The following is a 15,636-nucleotide window of genomic DNA, read 5'->3' as shown; positions in this document are numbered from 1 at the left end:
ATTGGCCAAAAGGCAGCCGATGGATGCCATTCGCCCCCCCCTCCGATATAATGGCACCGTTACCACCTACCCTAAGGCCTGCTTATGTCTCAAAAAGATCCTTTCCTCGAACGCGAGGCCGAAAAATACGATAACCCCATCGCCAGTCGCGAGTTGATCTTGGAACTCATCAAGGGCCATGAAAAGCCCATGTCCCGTGAAGAGTTGGCCAAGGTCCTCAAGCTGAAAGATGAAGAGCCGTTGGAAGCCTTGCGTCGTCGTCTGCGCGCCATGGAGCGTGATGGACAACTGGTATTCACTCGCAACCAATGTTATGCCCTGCCGGATCGCCTGAATCTGGTCAAAGGTTATGTAATCGGCCACAAGGATGGCTTCGGTTTTCTGCGTCCGGAAGGTGGTGGTCCGGATCTGTATCTGAACAACCGAGAGATGCAACGCCTGATGCATGGCGATTACGTGCTGGTGCAGCCGACCGAGATCGACCGCAAGGGTCGTCAGGAAGCGCGTCTGGTGCGCCTGCTCAAGTCCCGTGAGGCAGACATTGTCGGCCGTTACTTCGTCGAGAATGGCGTTGGTTTCGTGGTGCCGGATGACAGCCGTATCGGCCAGGACATCATCATCCCGGAAGGGGAAAACAAAGGGGCTCGCCAGAGCCAGGTCGTGGTTGTGCGCATCAATCAGCGCGCCACCTCCCGCATCAATGCCGTCGGCACCGTACTGGAAGTGCTGGGCGAGAACATGGCGCCGGGCATGGAGATCGAAATTGCCCTGCGTACCCACGGTATCCCGCATACCTGGCCGGAAGAGGTGACCAAAGAGGTTGCCGGTCTCGGCGAGCAGGTGCCGGAGAAAGCCAAAGAGGGCCGCATCGACCTGCGCGCCCTGCCGCTGGTGACCATCGACGGGGAAGATGCCCGTGACTTCGATGACGCTGTATTCTGTGAAGCCAAACGTGGTGGCGGCTGGCGCCTGTGGGTCGCCATTGCGGACGTCTCCGCCTACGTGAAGCCCGGCACGGCGCTGGATGCCGAAGCGTATCAGCGCGGCAACTCCGTCTACTTCCCCGAGTTCGTGGTGCCCATGCTGCCGGAGGTGCTCTCCAACGGCTTGTGTTCCCTGAACCCGCAAGTTGACCGTCTCTGCATGGTGTGCGAGATGACCATCTCCGCCGCTGGCCGCATGTCCGGCTACAAGTTCTACGAAGCGGTAATGAACTCTCACGCCCGTCTGACCTACACCAAGGTTGCCGCGATCCTCGATGGCGATCCCAAGCTGCGCCAGCAGTATGATCCGCTGGTGGGCCATATCGAGGAGCTCAACAACCTCTACAAGGCGCTCAAGCATGCCCGCCATCAGCGTGGTGCGGTGGAGTTCGAGAGCGAGGAGACCCGCTTCATCTTCAACGCCCAGCGCAAGATCGACCGCATCGTGCCACTGGTGCGCAACGACGCCCACAAGATCATCGAAGAGTGCATGATCCAGGCGAACGTGGCTGCTGCTCGTTATATCGAGAAGAACGAAGCCTTTGCCCTGTTCCGGGTCCACGATCGTCCGGGCGAAGAGCGTCTGACCGGTTTCCGCGACTTCCTGGCCGAACTGGGTCTGGAGCTCAAAGGCGGCCTCGAGCCCGAGCCGAAAGACTTTGCCGAGCTGGCTGCCAAGTTTGAAGGACGCCCGGATGCGGAGCTGCTCTCCACCATGCTGCTGCGCTCCATGCGTCAGGCCATCTATCAGGCCGACAACATCGGTCACTTCGGTCTGGCGTTGAAGTCCTACGCGCACTTCACCTCGCCAATCCGTCGCTACCCCGACCTCATCCTGCACCGCGCCATCAAGTACCAGACTGCCAAGGAGCAACAGGGCAACTTGCGCCACAAGTGGACCCCGAGCGGTGGTTATCACTACCAGCTGGAAGAAGTGAACCCGATGGGCGAGCACTGCTCCATGACCGAGCGCCGTGCCGACGATGCCACTCGCGACGTGGCCGACTGGCTCAAGTGCGAGTACATGCTGGATCACGTGGGTGACGAGTTTGACGGCGTTATCGCCAGCGTCACCGGCTTTGGCTTCTTCGTGCGTCTGGCGGAGATCCACATCGACGGTCTGGTGCACGTCAGCACCCTCACCAACGACTACTACCAATTTGATCCCCTGCACATGCAGCTGATTGGCGAGAACTTCCGCCGTCGCTACCGTCTGGGCGACAAGGTGCGGGTCAAGGTGATGGGCGTGAACTTGGATGATCGCAAGATCGACTTCGTGATGGTCGAAGAGCCGCTCAAGATCACCGGCAAGAACGCTAAAGAGATGGCGCGCAAGCAGGCCGAGATCAAGAAAGAGAAGGCCAAAAGCGCTCAGCGCCACGAAAAACGTAAAGAGGGCAAGGATCACGGCAAATCCGACAAGGGTGGCCGCGCCAAACCCAGCAACAGACGACCGGCCAAAAAGGCTCGCGACAAGGTGAAGGCCAAGGGGTAAGCCCTCTGCCTATGGCTTGGGTCCGGCGACCCGGGGATAGGCTGTAACGGGCTGATGGCCCCGCGTTATCTTAGCCAGCGCCTGATAGTCCTGAGATGAAAAAAATCCGAACCCTGTTACCGGGGTTCGGATTTTTTATGGTCAGCGAAAAGGGAGGGGCTCAGCCCTTCGGTGGAGATCGGCCCCGTGCCTATGGCGAGGGGCATACTCCCTGCGCGATAGCCACGCTATTGGCCGCTACGCGGCTCTTAGAAAGGTGGGTGTCCTATTTTTCACTTTGATTAGCCTAACGTTTGAGCTAACCGGCACAAATAGGCGGCGCAGTTCGCCGCCTATTTGTGTCCGTGTTGAGCGAATTGTTAGCGCACTTCGCTCACTTTGAACTGCCAATGCAGATCCAGCCCTTGATATTAATGCCGTCACAAGACTTAAATTCTGCACCTTCCGTACCCTTAACCCCGTCAATTTCTTCACCTTGGCAGCAGCGATGAATTCGCTCTGCCAACGCACCAAAATTGAAATTCTTCATTTTTTCGTCATCGCCTTCGATCACGACCGTAATTACATTGCGCATATTGAATCTCCATTAAATTGAGTTGAGGCGATCTTTCACAATAGCTGCTGGCACTGCGCTGTTTTCTTTCAAATAACTTCCAGCAAAGTGCAATCCAACAGCCTCTCCGGTCGAAAGATCAATTACCGGCGATCCTGAGTTTCCCCCGAGAGTTGAACAGTCGTGGGTAAAGTAATTGCTTGTAACTGTTACGATTTGACCTGGTTGCAGACGTTTAACATCATAGATGTCGTTAAATACTTGGCGCATTACTGCTGGATCATTTCTTCGTCCATCCCATGCTGGATAACCGATTGCGGCAACGTATGAGCCAGCATTAACGGTGTTGGCAAGCTTGATTGGCTTGGGTGCATTCACGCCAGAAAACTCCACTTCAAGAAGTGCTATATCTGGACCTTCTGGCTCTTCGATATGTAGCACCTTAACGACTCTAAACTCTACTTCATCTGGTTGCATGTACTCTTCTCGAAGATCAATGCGCGCTCCCATTTCTTTATTTTCGTAATTCCGCCTAAACTTAAAGGATCCGGTGGTATCCCTAAGAGAGAATTCGTTGGCAACGTGTCGATTTGTTACCACGATATTCTCCTTCACAACCCATCCCGTTCCCACCCACTCAAAGCCGGGATGATTTTTCAATTCAATTCTGCCAACTGATGAAATTGCATTTTCGATCAGAGATCGACTAGTTTCTAAGCGACTCTTCCATACATCACTCTCTGGCGTGGAAAATGTCCCATTTTTGACTATTAGTGCTGGCCGACCAGTAACTCTCACTATGGCTTCAATATCGTATCCAACCGCAAGTGTCTCGCCCCGCGCAACTCCCTCGAGAGTTTCAATAGTCACTTGCCTGTCTAAGATCGGAAATCTTGGGTCGAACGCTCCTTTTCTTATGCGGGATCGAACCTCACTCATTAAGTCTTGATCGGCAAGAATGCTGGATAAATTCATATTTGATCTCCTCTGATTGTGGTTTGGTGCGATTCATTAAAGGGCGCTAACGCCCGCCTAAGGGGCTGGCAACGCATGCCACTAAACTCAAACACAACAACCGTAACCACCGCGGCTCAATGGGACTGGAAACGCCGCGCGTTGACAGTCCCTCTTGAGGCGTTTGTTAGCCGTTGCCCACCGTATCTAAGATGAACTCAGCCCTATCTCCGACTGAAACCTTTGGAACTTCAATCAGTTCATAACCAAACCTTTCATAGGCTTTCACCATTTCATGGTATGTCGCAACAGCCTCATTAAAATCTTGTTTACGCTCGATGTCATTTTCATAGATCGTTTCCCACGGTGGGAAAATGAATACTTTTCTGTGATAGGTTAGCTTGTGGCAACTTCTTAATAAGATCTCTGAAATAGCTATTTGTTCAAGCTGACTGTACCCATAAGAATCAATAATGCTTCGATCAAAGAAAGTAAGAACTGAGTTGTCGTGCACTTCGTAATTGTTGAGTTCTTCAAGAACCATTGCATCATGGAATGCGGCTTTATCTTTCCAAGGTAAAGCTGCTCCATCACGCTCAGTTTGCATTTGAATGACTTTACGACCGACTTCTGTAGCACTTGGATACCCCAATTGCTCTAAAAATTTAATCACCGAAGTTTTTCCTGAACCTAGACCACCAGTAAAAACTACCCGATTGTTCATTAAACCTCCTAAAACGGCTAACAGTGATTAGATAGAAGGCGGTACTAATCCGATAGCAGGGCCTTCCATATAACTCCGGTCTGCCCTGTTTTTTGCCATGAAAAAAATCAAATTAAATCAAAATATTACCAATCTACCTCTGATACTTGAACGTATTCGCTTGACCTCCTCTTTTTACTCTACCATTACTACTGTATAAAAAAACAGTTAAGGATCCAACGATGGAGAGCACTACCAAACCCCGCCTGCGTGAACAGGTCAGGACAGCGATGCGTTTGCATCACTACAGCATCCGTACTGAAAAGTTCTACTGGTACTGGATCCGCAATTTCATACGTTTTAATCAACTGTGAAATTGGGACAGTCACCGTTTTGCTTCACTCGCTTATCCATTCCATCAGGCAAGGCTACCGCCCCTGAATTCCAGCCTCCAGTCTGCTGCTTTTTACCGGCGATGTTGCACTGGCTTGGCTCATAGGTGACTCCGACGAGGCTGTTGCTAAACGACTATATTAGCGTGCGATGCAGGAGAGGATCGCGGGATGTGATGTTTTTTTGAGCAAGTTCAATAAATTAATCATCTTGAGCCGTGTTGCAGTCGAACATCCACAACGAAAGGGCTGATCTCCAAGGGCTGAAAATGGGAATGCGACCGTTTTGAGCGCCGCGTAGCGAGCCCACTTAGTCACTGCCGGGCAGGGTATTGTCCTCCTGCAATCAGCCGAGAGTAGGGTCAGGTGTGCCATTAAGGATGATGGCGCAGCCGGATCAAAAGGCCTGTCATAGTTTCGGCGCTTTGCCGAGCAGCTTCCTCCTCCCTAGATGCCGGTCTCTCTGGTATGATGCGCCATCATTTAGCGACCGGTGACGACGCCAGCATCATGGTGGTCAGGCTGCCGGTACGGCCATTTTTCTTCGGGGCGCATTTATACGACCCGACCTACGGATCTTGAACATGAGCACTGAACTGATCTACGGCATTCATGCTGTATCCGCGCTGCTGGAGCGCACTCCCGAGCGTTTCATCGAGGTATGGGCGCTGAAGGGGCGGGATGACGACAGGCTGCAACCCCTGTTGGCCGAGCTGGAGTCCCTCGGTCTCAAGGTGCAGAGCGTGAACCGCAAGACCCTTGATGACAAAGCGGAAGGCAACAATCACCAGGGCATCATGGCCCGGGTGAAAGAGGCGCCGAAGCTGGCCGAGCACGATCTGGCCAGCCTGCTGGACGAGCTGGCGGCACAACAGAGCCAGCCCTTCCTGCTGGTGCTGGATGGCGTGACCGATCCGCACAACCTCGGCGCCTGCCTGCGCAGCGCCGATGCTGCCGGGGCTCATGCTGTCATCGTGCCGCGGGACAAGGCCACCGGCCTCACCCCAATCGTGCGCAAGGTCGCCTGTGGCGCCGCTGAAGTGGTGCCGCTTATTCAGGTCACCAACCTGGCCCGCACCCTGCGCGAGCTGCAGGAGCGCGGCGTCTGGATCGTCGGCACCGCTGGCGAGGCCGATCACGACCTCTATCAGGCCAAACTGACCGGCCCGATGGCGCTGGTGATGGGTGCCGAAGGTAAAGGTATGCGTCGCCTCACCCGCGAACATTGCGACGAGCTGGTGAGCATCCCGATGGCAGGGGCGGTATCCAGCCTCAACGTCTCGGTGGCAACCGGCGTTTGCCTGTTTGAAGCCGTGCGTCAGCGTCGCGGTTAATCATGCTGACTGACAGACCCCCCTTCGATTGGGCGCAGGTCGCAGATAGAGAGGAGGCCGCGCGCCTCCTCTCTTTTGCCCGCCCGCTGACCCTCAGCCCGAAAAGCTGCCTCTGGCACGCCGGCGACAGCCCGGATCTACTGGTCAGGGTGGAGCAGGGGCTGCTGCGGGCCAAGCTGGTGCTGGAGGATGGCCGCGAGTACATCAAGGAGTTCTACTGGGAGGGGGACGAGTTTCTCGACTTCCACCACCTGCTTAGTGGCGAGCCTGCCCGCTACAGTGTGGAGGCGCTGGAGCCCTGCCATCTGCAGCTGTTCAGTCTGGTCGACTTGCGCCAGCTGCCCAGCTGGCCGCGCTGGTACCAGCACCTGTTGGAGGTGCAGCTGCGCATCAAGGAGGAGAAGGAGCAGTTGCTGCTGACCGGCAGCCCGCAGGCGCGCTATCAGCACTTTCTCGACAGTTTTCCCGCGCTTGATGCCAGAGTGCCGGATCACCTGATCGCCGCCTATCTCGGTATCACTCCCATTAGTCTGAGCCGCATTCGCAAACGGCTGAAAGAACTTAACAAAGGTTAATGCAGGGCGCTGGCGCCACGATTATGCTGGCAGGCCGAACTGATAAGGAGTTGCCGATGAACTGGATCCTGAAACCCTGGTCTGAACTGACCACTGACGAGTTGTATGAGTTGCTGGCGCTGCGGGCCGAGGTGTTCGTGGTGGAGCAGACCTGCCCCTTTCAGGATCTGGACGGGCTCGATCGCCGCGAAGGGGTCTTGCACCTGCTCGGATATCAGGGCGATCTGCTGGCCGCCTATGCGCGGATCATGGCGCCCGGCATCGGCGATGAGAGCGGTGCCGCCATCGGTCGGGTGGTGACCTCACCCAAGGCGCGTGGCGGTGGTCTCGGTCACCAGCTGATCGGCGAGGCGGTCAAGGCGTGTGAGGCGCGCTGGCCGACTCACAGTATCTGGCTGGGGGCGCAGGCTCATCTGCAAGGCTTCTACGGCCAACACGGTTTTGTGGCGGAAGGGGAAGGCTATCTCGAAGATGATATCCCCCATATGGGGATGCGCAGAGTGGTGGCATAACCACTCGTCAGAGTGATTCAGAATGCAGAAGGGCCATCCCGCGGGATGGCCCTTCTCTTTATCGCCAGGCGATCACTTCTTCTTTTTCTTCTTGGCGGACTTCTTCTTGTCGACCGGCTTTTTCTTCTTCACCGGTACCCGCGCTTCCTTGTGTTTCGGGCGCAGCTCGTCGATCACCCGGCGCTTGAGGCGCTCCTCGGTGTAGCGTTCGATCTTGGCGACCATCGCCATGTCGTGGGCCTCCACCAGGCTGATGGCGCATCCACGGTTGCCAGCGCGGCCGGTACGGCCAATCCGGTGGACGTAAACGTCGGCGCCGTAGGGCATGTCGTAGTTGATGACATGGCTGACGTTCGGCAGGTCGATGCCGCGGGCGGCGACGTCGGTGGCGATCAGGAAGGGCACTTCCCCTTCGTGGAACTTGCGGATCGACTCGATACGCTTGCTCTGCTCCATTTCGCCACGGATCCAGGCGCAGGAGATACCTGCAGCCTGCAGCTGGCCGGAGAGCTCCGCCAGACGCTCGCGGGTCTTGACGAAGATGATGGCTTTCTGGGTTTCCGAATCTTTCAGGATATGGGTCAGCAGCGCCAGCTTGTGGGCGGCGTCATCGGCCAGATGGATCCACTGGGTAATGGGGCGACGTTCGCTGCGGGGCGGTTCGGCGTGCAGCTCCACCGGATCCTTGAGGATCTCGTTGGCGAACTTCTCAAGGCCGGCACCTTCCAGGGTGGCGGAGAAGAGCATGGTGTGCTTGCGGTAGCGCGCCTCTTCCACGATGCGGTTCACATCCTTGATAAAGCCCATGTCCAGCATGCGGTCCGCTTCATCCAGCACCAGCACTTCGATGTCGTGGCTCTCGAACTCCTCTTTCTCGATGTACTCGAGCAGACGACCCGGGGTGGCCACCACGATGTCGGTGGTTTTGGTCAGAGCAGGCAGCTGCTCTTCATGGCTGACGCCGCCGATGATGGTCTCGATGCTGAGGTTGGTGTGAGCCGCCAGCGCTTTGGCGTGGGCGGTCACCTGCAACGCCAGCTCGCGGGTCGGGGTCAGGATCAGCATGCGGCAGGGGCCCGGCTTGCGGCGTGGGAAGTCCAGCAGGTGCTGGAGTGCCGGCAGCAGGAAAGAGGCGGTCTTGCCGGTACCGGTCGGAGCGGATGCCAGAATATCGCGGCCGTCCAGGGCTGGCTCCAGCACCATCTGCTGGATGGTGGTGGGGCGGGTGAATCCCATCTCGGCCAAGGCCCGGTTTAGGGCTGGGTGCAGGTCGAAATCATCAAAGGACTGGCTCATGGCAATACTCGGTCATTAAGGAAACGGCAGATTATAGGCGATTATCTCGTCGGCTCCTATTGGTGAGTGTGTCTTAGCCGCTATAATCGCCCACCATTTTTGCAGATGACGGGGGCCAGATGGGACGTAGTCGCGGATTTACCTTCAAACAGTTCCATATCAATCACGATCGCTGCGCCATGAAGGTGGGCACCGATGGCATTTTGCTCGGGGCCTGGGCGCCGGTCGAACAGGCGCGTCGAGTGCTCGATATCGGCACCGGCAGCGGCCTGATCGCCCTGATGCTGGCCCAGCGCAGCAGATCTGACTGCCGTCTTGATGCGGTCGAGCTGGATATTAATGCGGCCAGCCAGGCGCGGGAGAATGCGGCGTCCTCTCCTTGGGCAGATCGGGTGACCATCATAGAGAGTGCCATTCAGGATTATCAGGCCGCCCCTTACGATCTTGTCGTCTCCAACCCTCCCTATTTCGTGGCAGGCCAGTCATTTAGCGATCCGGCGCGGGCGTTGGCCCGCCATACCGGCGCCCTCGACAGCCCCGCATTACTGGCGGCCTGCAATCGTTTGTTGAGCCCGAACGGGCAGGTGGCGCTGGTGCTGCCGACGGCGATGGCCGATGAAATTTTATGCATTTCGGCGAATTATGATCTGCATGGCATTTGTTATACAGCTGTTATCACCAGAGAGGGTAAAGAGGCAAATCGTGTTTTATTGCTACTTGGCAGAGGATTAAACAGGTGTGAGAGGGGTGAAATTGTGATCCATTCTGCTGATGGGGCCTATTCCGACAGATATATCCAACTGACCAACCCCTTCTATTTGAAGATGTAAATTTCGTCTTGAACTATTTTTTCACGCCATTATGCTGGTTCCAGATCGAGCGCCCGCTCCAGACCAGCTAAAACCACTGGTTGCGATGAAAAAACATGCGGGGCTCTTTTTTTATACCCCCTGAACACACCCGGTCAGCGACCGATAAAAACTATAACAAGCAATAATTTACAAGACAGACGAGGTTGAACTTGACGAAATCACTCACATTGTCCGATGTACTCGGATTAGGGTTTATGACCTTCGCCTTCTACTTGGGCGCCGGTAACATCATTTTCCCGCCGTTGGCCGGTTACATGGCTGGTGAGCACCTCTCCCTGGCGATGTTTGGCTTCCTGGTCACTGCCGTGGGCCTGCCTCTGGTAACCATTCTGGCCGTGGCGAAAGCCGGTAACGGTTGGGCTGGCATGACCAAACTGCTGCCTGCCGGTGTTGCGACTGCGCTGGCCGTTGCCATCTATATCATCATAGGCCCGGCCTTTGCCGCGCCCCGTACCGGTCTGGTTGCCTACGAAATGGGCCTCAAGCCGTTCATCGGTGATATGGGGCAAGCGGGTCTGGCGGCCTATACCGTGATCTTCTTTGGTGTGGCCATTCTGGTCTCCATGAACCAGGGCAAGCTGATGGACGCCATCGGCAAATACCTGACTCCGGTACTGATGCTGCTGCTGCTGACTCTGGCGGTCGGGGTATTCGTAGCGCCGCAAGGCGCCATGCCTGACGCGTCCGGTGACTATCAGAACAGCCCCTTCGTGAAAGGGATCCTGGAAGGTTACAACACCATGGACACCCTGGCGTCCCTGATGTTTGGCGCCCTGATCGTCGATCTGCTGCGCCAGAAAGGCATCAACGATTACAAGAGCCAGTTCAAGTATCTGGCCATTGCCGGCCTCATCTCTGCCGTTGGTCTGAGCGTGGTGTACGTCTCCCTGTTCCAGCTGGGTAACACGGCAGCCGGTGTGGCGACGGATGTCAGCAATGGTGGCGCCATCGTCAACGCCTACGTACTGAGCCTGTTTGGTCAGCCGGGTCAGTTCATTCTGGCGGCCATCATCACTCTGGCGTGTTTTACCACTGCAGTCGGTCTGATCTCCGCCTGTTCCGATTTCTTCCACAATCTGACCGGCATGGCTTACAAGAAGCTGGTGGTGTTGCTGGGCGTTATCTGTGCCGTGGTGGCCAACGTGGGCCTGAGCCAGCTGATCAGCCTCTCCATTCCGGTGCTGGTTGCCATCTATCCGGTTGCCGTGGCGCTGGTGCTGGTCACCTTCCTGAAGGGTTACTTCGGCCGTCCCCGTCTGGTGTTCCGTGGCGTGTTGATGGTTGCCTTCCTGTTCGGGTGCCTGGATGGTCTGGGTGCTGCCGGCATGAAGATGGATGCGTTTGCCTTCCTGCCGCTGTTCGACAAGGGCCTCGCCTGGCTGATGCCGACCCTGCTGGCCTGCGTAGTTGGCGTGATGGTGCGTCCGACACAGATGGCTGCCGAAGCTGCCTGATCACGCCCGATGTGATATTGCCAAGAGCCTGCCCCGTGCAGGCTCTTTTGCTTTCCGTCACTCTGCATTGTGTTTTGCCGGGTTGTGATGGTCACTGCCGGTGACGCTTGCCTGTTCCGCGCTTTTGCTGCCTGTTCTCGCCTCTTTGCTCAATCTCTCTTTACATCATTTTGAGAATGGCAAACTTGTTGGTGATTAATTCTATTTGTTCAAATTGTTTCAATGTATTAATTTGATATTGAGATTTGATTCCTTTTCTTTATGCTGAATGCGCAATTCTTGTCCGGTATCCGTACGAGAGAGAAGCAAGAGACATTGTTACCGGTTATCTGCCAGGCAGTGGGTGCAATCAATAACAAGCTGATAAGGCAGATGAGGTTGGGTTTGACGAAATCATTGAAGTTGTCCGACGTATTCGGACTGGGGTTTATGACGTTTGCCTTCTATCTGGGGGCTGGCAATATCATTTTTCCGCCGCTTGCGGGTTTTATGGCTGGTGAGCATCTGCTGGCCGCCATGTGCGGTTTTCTACTGACGGCGGTGGGGCTGCCGTTAATCACCCTGATTGCGGTTGCCAAGGGGAGTTCGGGGGGCCGCGCGAGTGGCTGGACCGGAATGACCCGCTATCTGCCCGCCGGGGCGGCGACGGCGCTGGCCATCGCCATCTATATCATCATGGGGCCCGCCTTTGCCATTCCCCGCACCGGTCTGGTCGCCTACGAGATGGGGCTCAAGCCCTGGCTCGGCGATGCCGGTCATGAGGGGCTGCTGATCTACACCCTGAGTTTCTTTGCGCTGGTGATCATGGTGGCGCTCGATCGGGGCAAACTGCTCGATGCGGTTGGCAAGTACCTGACTCCCGCCCTGATGGCGATGCTGCTCATTCTGGCGGTCGGGGTCTTTATCGCGCCACAGGGTACCATGCCCGATGCCAGCGGTGACTACATCAGCGCTCCGCTCACCAAGGGGATGCTGGAGGGGTATAACACCATGGATACCCTGGCATCCCTGATGTTTGGCGCACTGATCATCGGGTTGCTGCGCCAGAAGGGGATCGAGGACTATCGCAGCCAGTTCAAATACCTCACCATTGCGGGCCTGATCTCGGCGGTCGGGTTGTCGGCGGTCTATCTCTCTCTTTTCCAGCTTGGCAACAGTGCCGGCGGAGTGGCGAGCGACATCAGCAACGGCGGTGCCATCGTCAATGCCTACGTCCTGAGCCTGTTTGGTCAGCCAGGGCAGCTTATTTTGGCGGCCATCATCACTCTGGCCTGTTTTACCAGTGCAGTAGGCCTGCTCTGTGCCGGAGCCGATTATTTCCAAGATTTGACTGGCTGGACTTACCACAAGTGGGTGATGCTGCTGGGGGCACTCTGCGCGCTGGTGGCCAATGTGGGGCTGAGTGAGCTTATCAGTCTCTCCATCCCGGTGCTGGTAGCCATCTACCCGGTTGCCATTGCACTGGTGCTGGTGACCTTCCTCAAAGGGTGGTTTGCCCAGCTACGGCTGGCGTTTCGTGGCGTGCTGCTGGTCGCCTTCCTGTTTGGCTGTCTGGACGGACTGGGCGCTGCTGGTATGGCGATGGACGGCTTTGCCTTCCTGCCGCTGTTCGACAAGGGACTTGCCTGGCTGCTGCCAACTCTGCTGGCCTGCATCGTCGGCATCTTGATGCGACCAAGCGGTAAGCTGGCTGCCGAAGCGGCTTGATTCAGGATCAACGAGATAGCAAAGAGGCCAGCATCTGCTGGCCTCTTCTGTTTCTGCCGGATCCGTTACCGGATCAGATTTGCGGGCCTGACGGCTTGGGTTTGCCATCCAGACCATACCAGTGGGTTTCTACCCGTCCGGCATGCCACTCGAAGGTGCCCCAGGGCTGCTTGGCTTCCCAGCGCGGGAAGTTGATGAGCACCCGGTTATCTTCGTACTTGTAGAGGGAGGTGCTGATCTGAATGTCCGACAGGATCAACAGCAAGGCCCAGCAGATGAAAATCCATTTCAATGCTTTCCACATAGGGTTACTCGAAGCAGATTTCGATAGTGGCGCGACCGAAATCCGATTCGAACGGCATCATGATCTTGGTGCCATCGGCACGGTGAGTAATGGTGTGGTTGGGACCGGAGACGATGATGGGGGTTGCCATGTCAAACTCGTAGCCCTTCTCGCCCAGCATCCGCTTGGCACCGCCGGTCACCATGTTGGTGATTTCACCGACCATGTCGGTCACCTCTTCATTGATGGAGGCGGGAGCTTCCCCCAGCATGCGACGCATGATCTCCAGCGCCAGCCCCTTCTCGAAGCTGATGGAGAGGGAGCCGCGGGTCTGCGGGCCGACCATGCCGATCAGACCGGAGACGTCGCCGCGCGCCAGCTCATCCATCTTGCGTTTCGGTTTGCCCGGTTTTAGTTCCAGCTGTGCCATGGTCGAGAGCACATTGAGCAGAGATAGCAGGAACGGATTTACAAAATCAGCCTTCATGATGACTTCCTACAGTGGGCGTACAGCGAGCACATTGGCCATGTGCCTCTATTGTCTTATTGGTAATCGTAAAGCCATGCAAGTGGGCCTGCTCGGAAAACGCGCTATCTATTGCACTATCGTGAAGTTCGACCACATCCCCGCACTCGTCGCAGATCAGCAGCTGCATCGGGTGAGCGTGATCGAAGTGGCAGCAGAAGATAAACGCGTTGAGCGATTCCACTTTGTGAGCAAAGCCCTGTTCGAGCAAAAAATCGAGTGCCCGATAGACGGTTGGCGGCTTGGCATTGGCTTCGGTTTGTTGCAGCTGGGCCAACAAATCATAGGCGCTGATGGCGTTGCCGTGTGCCGCCAGCAGGCGAAATACCTGACGTCGGGTCGGGGTGAAGCGGATCCCTCGCTGTATACAGAGTCGCTCGGCTCGTTGTAAAAGTTGGTCTTGATTCATGATCGCGCAGATACCCTTTCTATTAGCCGGATACTATCACAGGGCCTCGCATGGCGCGGCGACAAAATTCATTTTCTGGGGCTGCTTCACGTTGTGATAAAATCCGCCCCTTTCTTTAGCCAACCCGGATGATTTTTATGCAGGCGCAGCGTTTTTCCATCGCCCCCATGCTGGACTGGACTGATCGGCATTGCCGTTACTTTCATCGACTGATGAGCCGCCAGACCTTGCTCTATACCGAAATGGTGACCACCGGCGCCATCATCCACGGCAAGGGGGATTATCTGGGTTACAGCGAGCAGGAGCACCCCATCTCCCTGCAGCTGGGTGGCAGCAATCCGGCCGATCTGGCGCGCTGTGCCAAGCTGGCCGAGGAACGCGGCTATGACGAGGTGAACATCAACGTCGGTTGCCCCTCCGATCGGGTGCAGAACGGCCGTTTTGGCGCCTGCCTGATGGGTGAACCGGCGCTGGTGGCGGACTGCGTCAAGGCGATGCGCGATGTGGTCGATATTCCGGTGACGGTGAAGACCCGTATCGGTATCGACGATCAGGACTCCTACGAATTTCTGCAGACCTTTATCGAACAGGTGCGCGATGCCGGTTGCGACACCTTTATCGTCCATGCCCGCAAGGCGTGGCTGAGTGGCCTGAGCCCCAAGGAGAACCGCGAGATCCCGCCCCTCGATTATCCCCGCGTCTATCGGGTCAAGCAGGATTACCCGGATCTCACCATCGCCCTCAACGGCGGCGTCACCTCCATGGAGCAGACTCTGGAGCACCTGCAACACGTCGATGGCGTCATGATGGGGCGCGAAGCCTATCAGAACCCCTACATTCTGGCGCAGGTGGACAATCTGGTGTTTGGTCAGAACAACGCCGTGCCGAGCCGCCACGAGGTGGTGCGGATGATGCTGCCCTATATCGAGCAGGAGCTGGCCAAGGGCAACTACCTTTCCCACATAACTCGCCACATGCTGGGGCTGTTCCAGAACATGCAGGGGGCTCGCGCCTGGCGCCGTCACCTGAGTGAGAACGCCTGCAAGCCGGGCGCCGGTATTCAGGTGGTGCTGGATGCCATGGCCAAGGTGCCGGAGTTTGCCAGCAGCGAGACGGCCGAATAAGCCGCTTTGTCAGGGCAAGAACCACAAAAAGCGCGTCAATCGACGCGCTTTTGGTTTTTCTGGTCAGGGTCACCCTGATGTGTTGTCAGAAGCCGTACTGTAGTCGTGTATCTCTCCGGGGCGCGGAGTAAAACGTGGATCGCCATCTTTGTATTCACGAACAAGCTGCATGGTCTTGCAGAAGCTGGCCTGCTTGTCGTACTCCTGCCGGGCAAGATCGATGGCCCGCTCGGCCCGGCGCCGCTCCATCTTGTCAGACTTGCGATCGCTGAACTGTTGCTGCTGATGCAGCATCCAGCCGACAAACTCTTGCTGGCATTGGGATTCGCGATTGGCCTGCGCAGGCAGGGTCCACAACAACGAGAGCAGTATCAGGTAGCGCATGACTGAGTGGGGATTGAAGATTAATTGAACAGAAGGGGCGGCATTTTAGGCTGGAAATCGTGGTGTGAACAGTATCAATA

At 56.5% G+C, this 15,636-nt stretch carries 17 protein-coding genes; 9 read left to right on the top strand and 8 right to left on the bottom strand.

The window, feature by feature from the left end; translation table 11 throughout:
- Positions 1-84: 84 nt before the first annotated feature.
- The gene (gene rnr, locus G5179_RS09120; protein WP_421258230.1) at positions 85-2,478 is read left to right on the top strand and encodes a ribonuclease R; all 2,394 of its coding nucleotides are present in this window, start codon (positions 85-87) and stop codon (positions 2,476-2,478) included.
- 373 nt (positions 2,479-2,851) lie between these two features.
- Here rnr and G5179_RS09115 read toward each other — a convergent pair whose 3' ends face one another.
- The 3 genes from G5179_RS09115 to G5179_RS09105 form a co-directional block, all read right to left on the bottom strand.
- Positions 2,852-3,052: a hypothetical protein gene (locus G5179_RS09115; protein ID WP_421258229.1), complete on the bottom strand. Its 201-nt coding sequence runs from the start codon at positions 3,050-3,052 to the stop codon at positions 2,852-2,854.
- A 12-nt stretch (positions 3,053-3,064) separates the two neighbouring features.
- A complete protein-coding gene (locus G5179_RS09110; RefSeq protein ID WP_421258228.1) occupies positions 3,065-4,006 on the bottom strand; it encodes a trypsin-like serine peptidase in 942 nt (313 codons plus the stop codon).
- Between the two features lie 166 nt (positions 4,007-4,172).
- Positions 4,173-4,709, bottom strand: a complete 537-nt coding sequence (locus G5179_RS09105) for an AAA family ATPase (RefSeq protein ID WP_421258227.1) — start codon at positions 4,707-4,709, stop codon at positions 4,173-4,175.
- Positions 4,710-4,930: 221 nt separating this feature from the next.
- Here G5179_RS09105 and G5179_RS09100 point away from each other — a divergent pair, with 221 nt between their 5' ends.
- From G5179_RS09100 to G5179_RS09085, 4 genes are all read left to right on the top strand, one after another.
- Entirely contained in the window at positions 4,931-5,062 is a 132-nt protein-coding gene (locus tag G5179_RS09100) for a phage integrase N-terminal SAM-like domain-containing protein (protein ID WP_421258226.1), read from the top strand.
- Positions 5,063-5,664: 602 nt separating this feature from the next.
- Entirely contained in the window at positions 5,665-6,414 is a 750-nt protein-coding gene (gene rlmB / locus G5179_RS09095; RefSeq protein WP_042052449.1) for a 23S rRNA (guanosine(2251)-2'-O)-methyltransferase RlmB, read from the top strand.
- Between the two features lie 2 nt (positions 6,415-6,416).
- Positions 6,417-6,989, top strand: a complete 573-nt coding sequence (locus tag G5179_RS09090; protein ID WP_421258225.1) for a Crp/Fnr family transcriptional regulator — start codon at positions 6,417-6,419, stop codon at positions 6,987-6,989.
- Between the two features lie 56 nt (positions 6,990-7,045).
- Positions 7,046-7,501, top strand: a complete 456-nt coding sequence (locus G5179_RS09085) for a GNAT family N-acetyltransferase (protein ID WP_144714974.1) — start codon at positions 7,046-7,048, stop codon at positions 7,499-7,501.
- Between the two features lie 72 nt (positions 7,502-7,573).
- On the opposite strand, the gene srmB is transcribed toward G5179_RS09085, so the two are convergent.
- The gene (gene srmB / locus G5179_RS09080; protein ID WP_064341654.1) at positions 7,574-8,797 is read right to left on the bottom strand and encodes an ATP-dependent RNA helicase SrmB; all 1,224 of its coding nucleotides are present in this window, start codon (positions 8,795-8,797) and stop codon (positions 7,574-7,576) included.
- Positions 8,798-8,916: 119 nt separating this feature from the next.
- Here srmB and G5179_RS09075 point away from each other — a divergent pair, with 119 nt between their 5' ends.
- The 3 genes from G5179_RS09075 (at position 8,917) to brnQ (G5179_RS09065) (ending at position 12,830) form a co-directional block, all read left to right on the top strand.
- Positions 8,917-9,627, top strand: coding sequence for a tRNA1(Val) (adenine(37)-N6)-methyltransferase (locus G5179_RS09075; RefSeq protein WP_266135399.1), 711 nt, complete (start codon positions 8,917-8,919; stop codon positions 9,625-9,627).
- Positions 9,628-9,818: 191 nt separating this feature from the next.
- Entirely contained in the window at positions 9,819-11,123 is a 1,305-nt protein-coding gene (gene brnQ, locus G5179_RS09070) for a branched-chain amino acid transport system II carrier protein (protein WP_266135400.1), read from the top strand.
- 429 nt (positions 11,124-11,552) lie between these two features.
- On the top strand, positions 11,553-12,830 hold the full coding sequence (brnQ, locus tag G5179_RS09065; protein WP_421258269.1) for a branched-chain amino acid transport system II carrier protein: 1,278 nt from the start codon (positions 11,553-11,555) through the stop codon (positions 12,828-12,830).
- 73 nt (positions 12,831-12,903) lie between these two features.
- Here brnQ (G5179_RS09065) and G5179_RS09060 read toward each other — a convergent pair whose 3' ends face one another.
- From G5179_RS09060 to zur, 3 genes are read right to left on the bottom strand one after another with little or no spacing between them, the layout of a single operon-like run.
- On the bottom strand, positions 12,904-13,134 hold the full coding sequence (locus G5179_RS09060) for a hypothetical protein (RefSeq protein WP_042052444.1): 231 nt from the start codon (positions 13,132-13,134) through the stop codon (positions 12,904-12,906).
- A gap of 4 nt (positions 13,135-13,138) precedes the next feature.
- Positions 13,139-13,600: a chemotaxis protein CheX gene (locus G5179_RS09055; protein ID WP_005343179.1), complete on the bottom strand. Its 462-nt coding sequence runs from the start codon at positions 13,598-13,600 to the stop codon at positions 13,139-13,141.
- Positions 13,590-14,048, bottom strand: a complete 459-nt coding sequence (zur, locus tag G5179_RS09050; RefSeq protein ID WP_160882369.1) for a zinc uptake transcriptional repressor Zur — start codon at positions 14,046-14,048, stop codon at positions 13,590-13,592. Before zur ends, G5179_RS09055 begins: the two co-directional genes overlap by 11 nt.
- 137 nt (positions 14,049-14,185) lie before the next feature.
- Here zur and dusA point away from each other — a divergent pair, with 137 nt between their 5' ends.
- Positions 14,186-15,172: a tRNA dihydrouridine(20/20a) synthase DusA gene (dusA, locus tag G5179_RS09045; protein ID WP_421258224.1), complete on the top strand. Its 987-nt coding sequence runs from the start codon at positions 14,186-14,188 to the stop codon at positions 15,170-15,172.
- A 69-nt stretch (positions 15,173-15,241) separates the two neighbouring features.
- Here dusA and G5179_RS09040 read toward each other — a convergent pair whose 3' ends face one another.
- Positions 15,242-15,556 (bottom strand): hypothetical protein, encoded by a 315-nt coding sequence (locus G5179_RS09040; protein ID WP_421230976.1) that lies wholly within the window; start codon positions 15,554-15,556, stop codon positions 15,242-15,244.
- Between the last annotated feature and the right edge of the window lie 80 nt (positions 15,557-15,636).

Origin of the sequence: Aeromonas sp. 600886, from assembly GCF_049174935.1 — a bacterium.
Classification (GTDB): Bacteria; Pseudomonadota; Gammaproteobacteria; order Enterobacterales; family Aeromonadaceae; genus Aeromonas; species Aeromonas veronii_A.
Note: the sequence above shows the minus strand (reverse complement) of the source record. Positions and strands in the feature narration are given on the sequence as shown.

What these genes read in the sequence shown, in the direction of transcription:
- rnr (WP_421258230.1), top strand. Translation starts at nt 85, where the DNA reads ATGTCTCAAAAAGATCCTTTCCTCGAACGCGAGGCCGAAAAATACGAT.
- G5179_RS09115 (WP_421258229.1), bottom strand. Translation starts at nt 3,052, where the DNA reads ATGCGCAATGTAATTACGGTCGTGATCGAAGGCGATGACGAAAAAATG.
- G5179_RS09110 (WP_421258228.1), bottom strand. Translation starts at nt 4,006, where the DNA reads ATGAATTTATCCAGCATTCTTGCCGATCAAGACTTAATGAGTGAGGTT.
- G5179_RS09105 (WP_421258227.1), bottom strand. Translation starts at nt 4,709, where the DNA reads ATGAACAATCGGGTAGTTTTTACTGGTGGTCTAGGTTCAGGAAAAACT.
- G5179_RS09100 (WP_421258226.1), top strand. Translation starts at nt 4,931, where the DNA reads ATGGAGAGCACTACCAAACCCCGCCTGCGTGAACAGGTCAGGACAGCG.
- rlmB (WP_042052449.1), top strand. Translation starts at nt 5,665, where the DNA reads ATGAGCACTGAACTGATCTACGGCATTCATGCTGTATCCGCGCTGCTG.
- G5179_RS09090 (WP_421258225.1), top strand. Translation starts at nt 6,417, where the DNA reads ATGCTGACTGACAGACCCCCCTTCGATTGGGCGCAGGTCGCAGATAGA.
- G5179_RS09085 (WP_144714974.1), top strand. Translation starts at nt 7,046, where the DNA reads ATGAACTGGATCCTGAAACCCTGGTCTGAACTGACCACTGACGAGTTG.
- srmB (WP_064341654.1), bottom strand. Translation starts at nt 8,797, where the DNA reads ATGAGCCAGTCCTTTGATGATTTCGACCTGCACCCAGCCCTAAACCGG.
- G5179_RS09075 (WP_266135399.1), top strand. Translation starts at nt 8,917, where the DNA reads ATGGGACGTAGTCGCGGATTTACCTTCAAACAGTTCCATATCAATCAC.
- brnQ (WP_421258269.1), top strand. Translation starts at nt 11,553, where the DNA reads ATGACGTTTGCCTTCTATCTGGGGGCTGGCAATATCATTTTTCCGCCG.
- G5179_RS09060 (WP_042052444.1), bottom strand. Translation starts at nt 13,134, where the DNA reads ATGTGGAAAGCATTGAAATGGATTTTCATCTGCTGGGCCTTGCTGTTG.
- G5179_RS09055 (WP_005343179.1), bottom strand. Translation starts at nt 13,600, where the DNA reads ATGAAGGCTGATTTTGTAAATCCGTTCCTGCTATCTCTGCTCAATGTG.
- zur (WP_160882369.1), bottom strand. Translation starts at nt 14,048, where the DNA reads ATGAATCAAGACCAACTTTTACAACGAGCCGAGCGACTCTGTATACAG.
- dusA (WP_421258224.1), top strand. Translation starts at nt 14,186, where the DNA reads ATGCAGGCGCAGCGTTTTTCCATCGCCCCCATGCTGGACTGGACTGAT.
- G5179_RS09040 (WP_421230976.1), bottom strand. Translation starts at nt 15,556, where the DNA reads ATGCGCTACCTGATACTGCTCTCGTTGTTGTGGACCCTGCCTGCGCAG.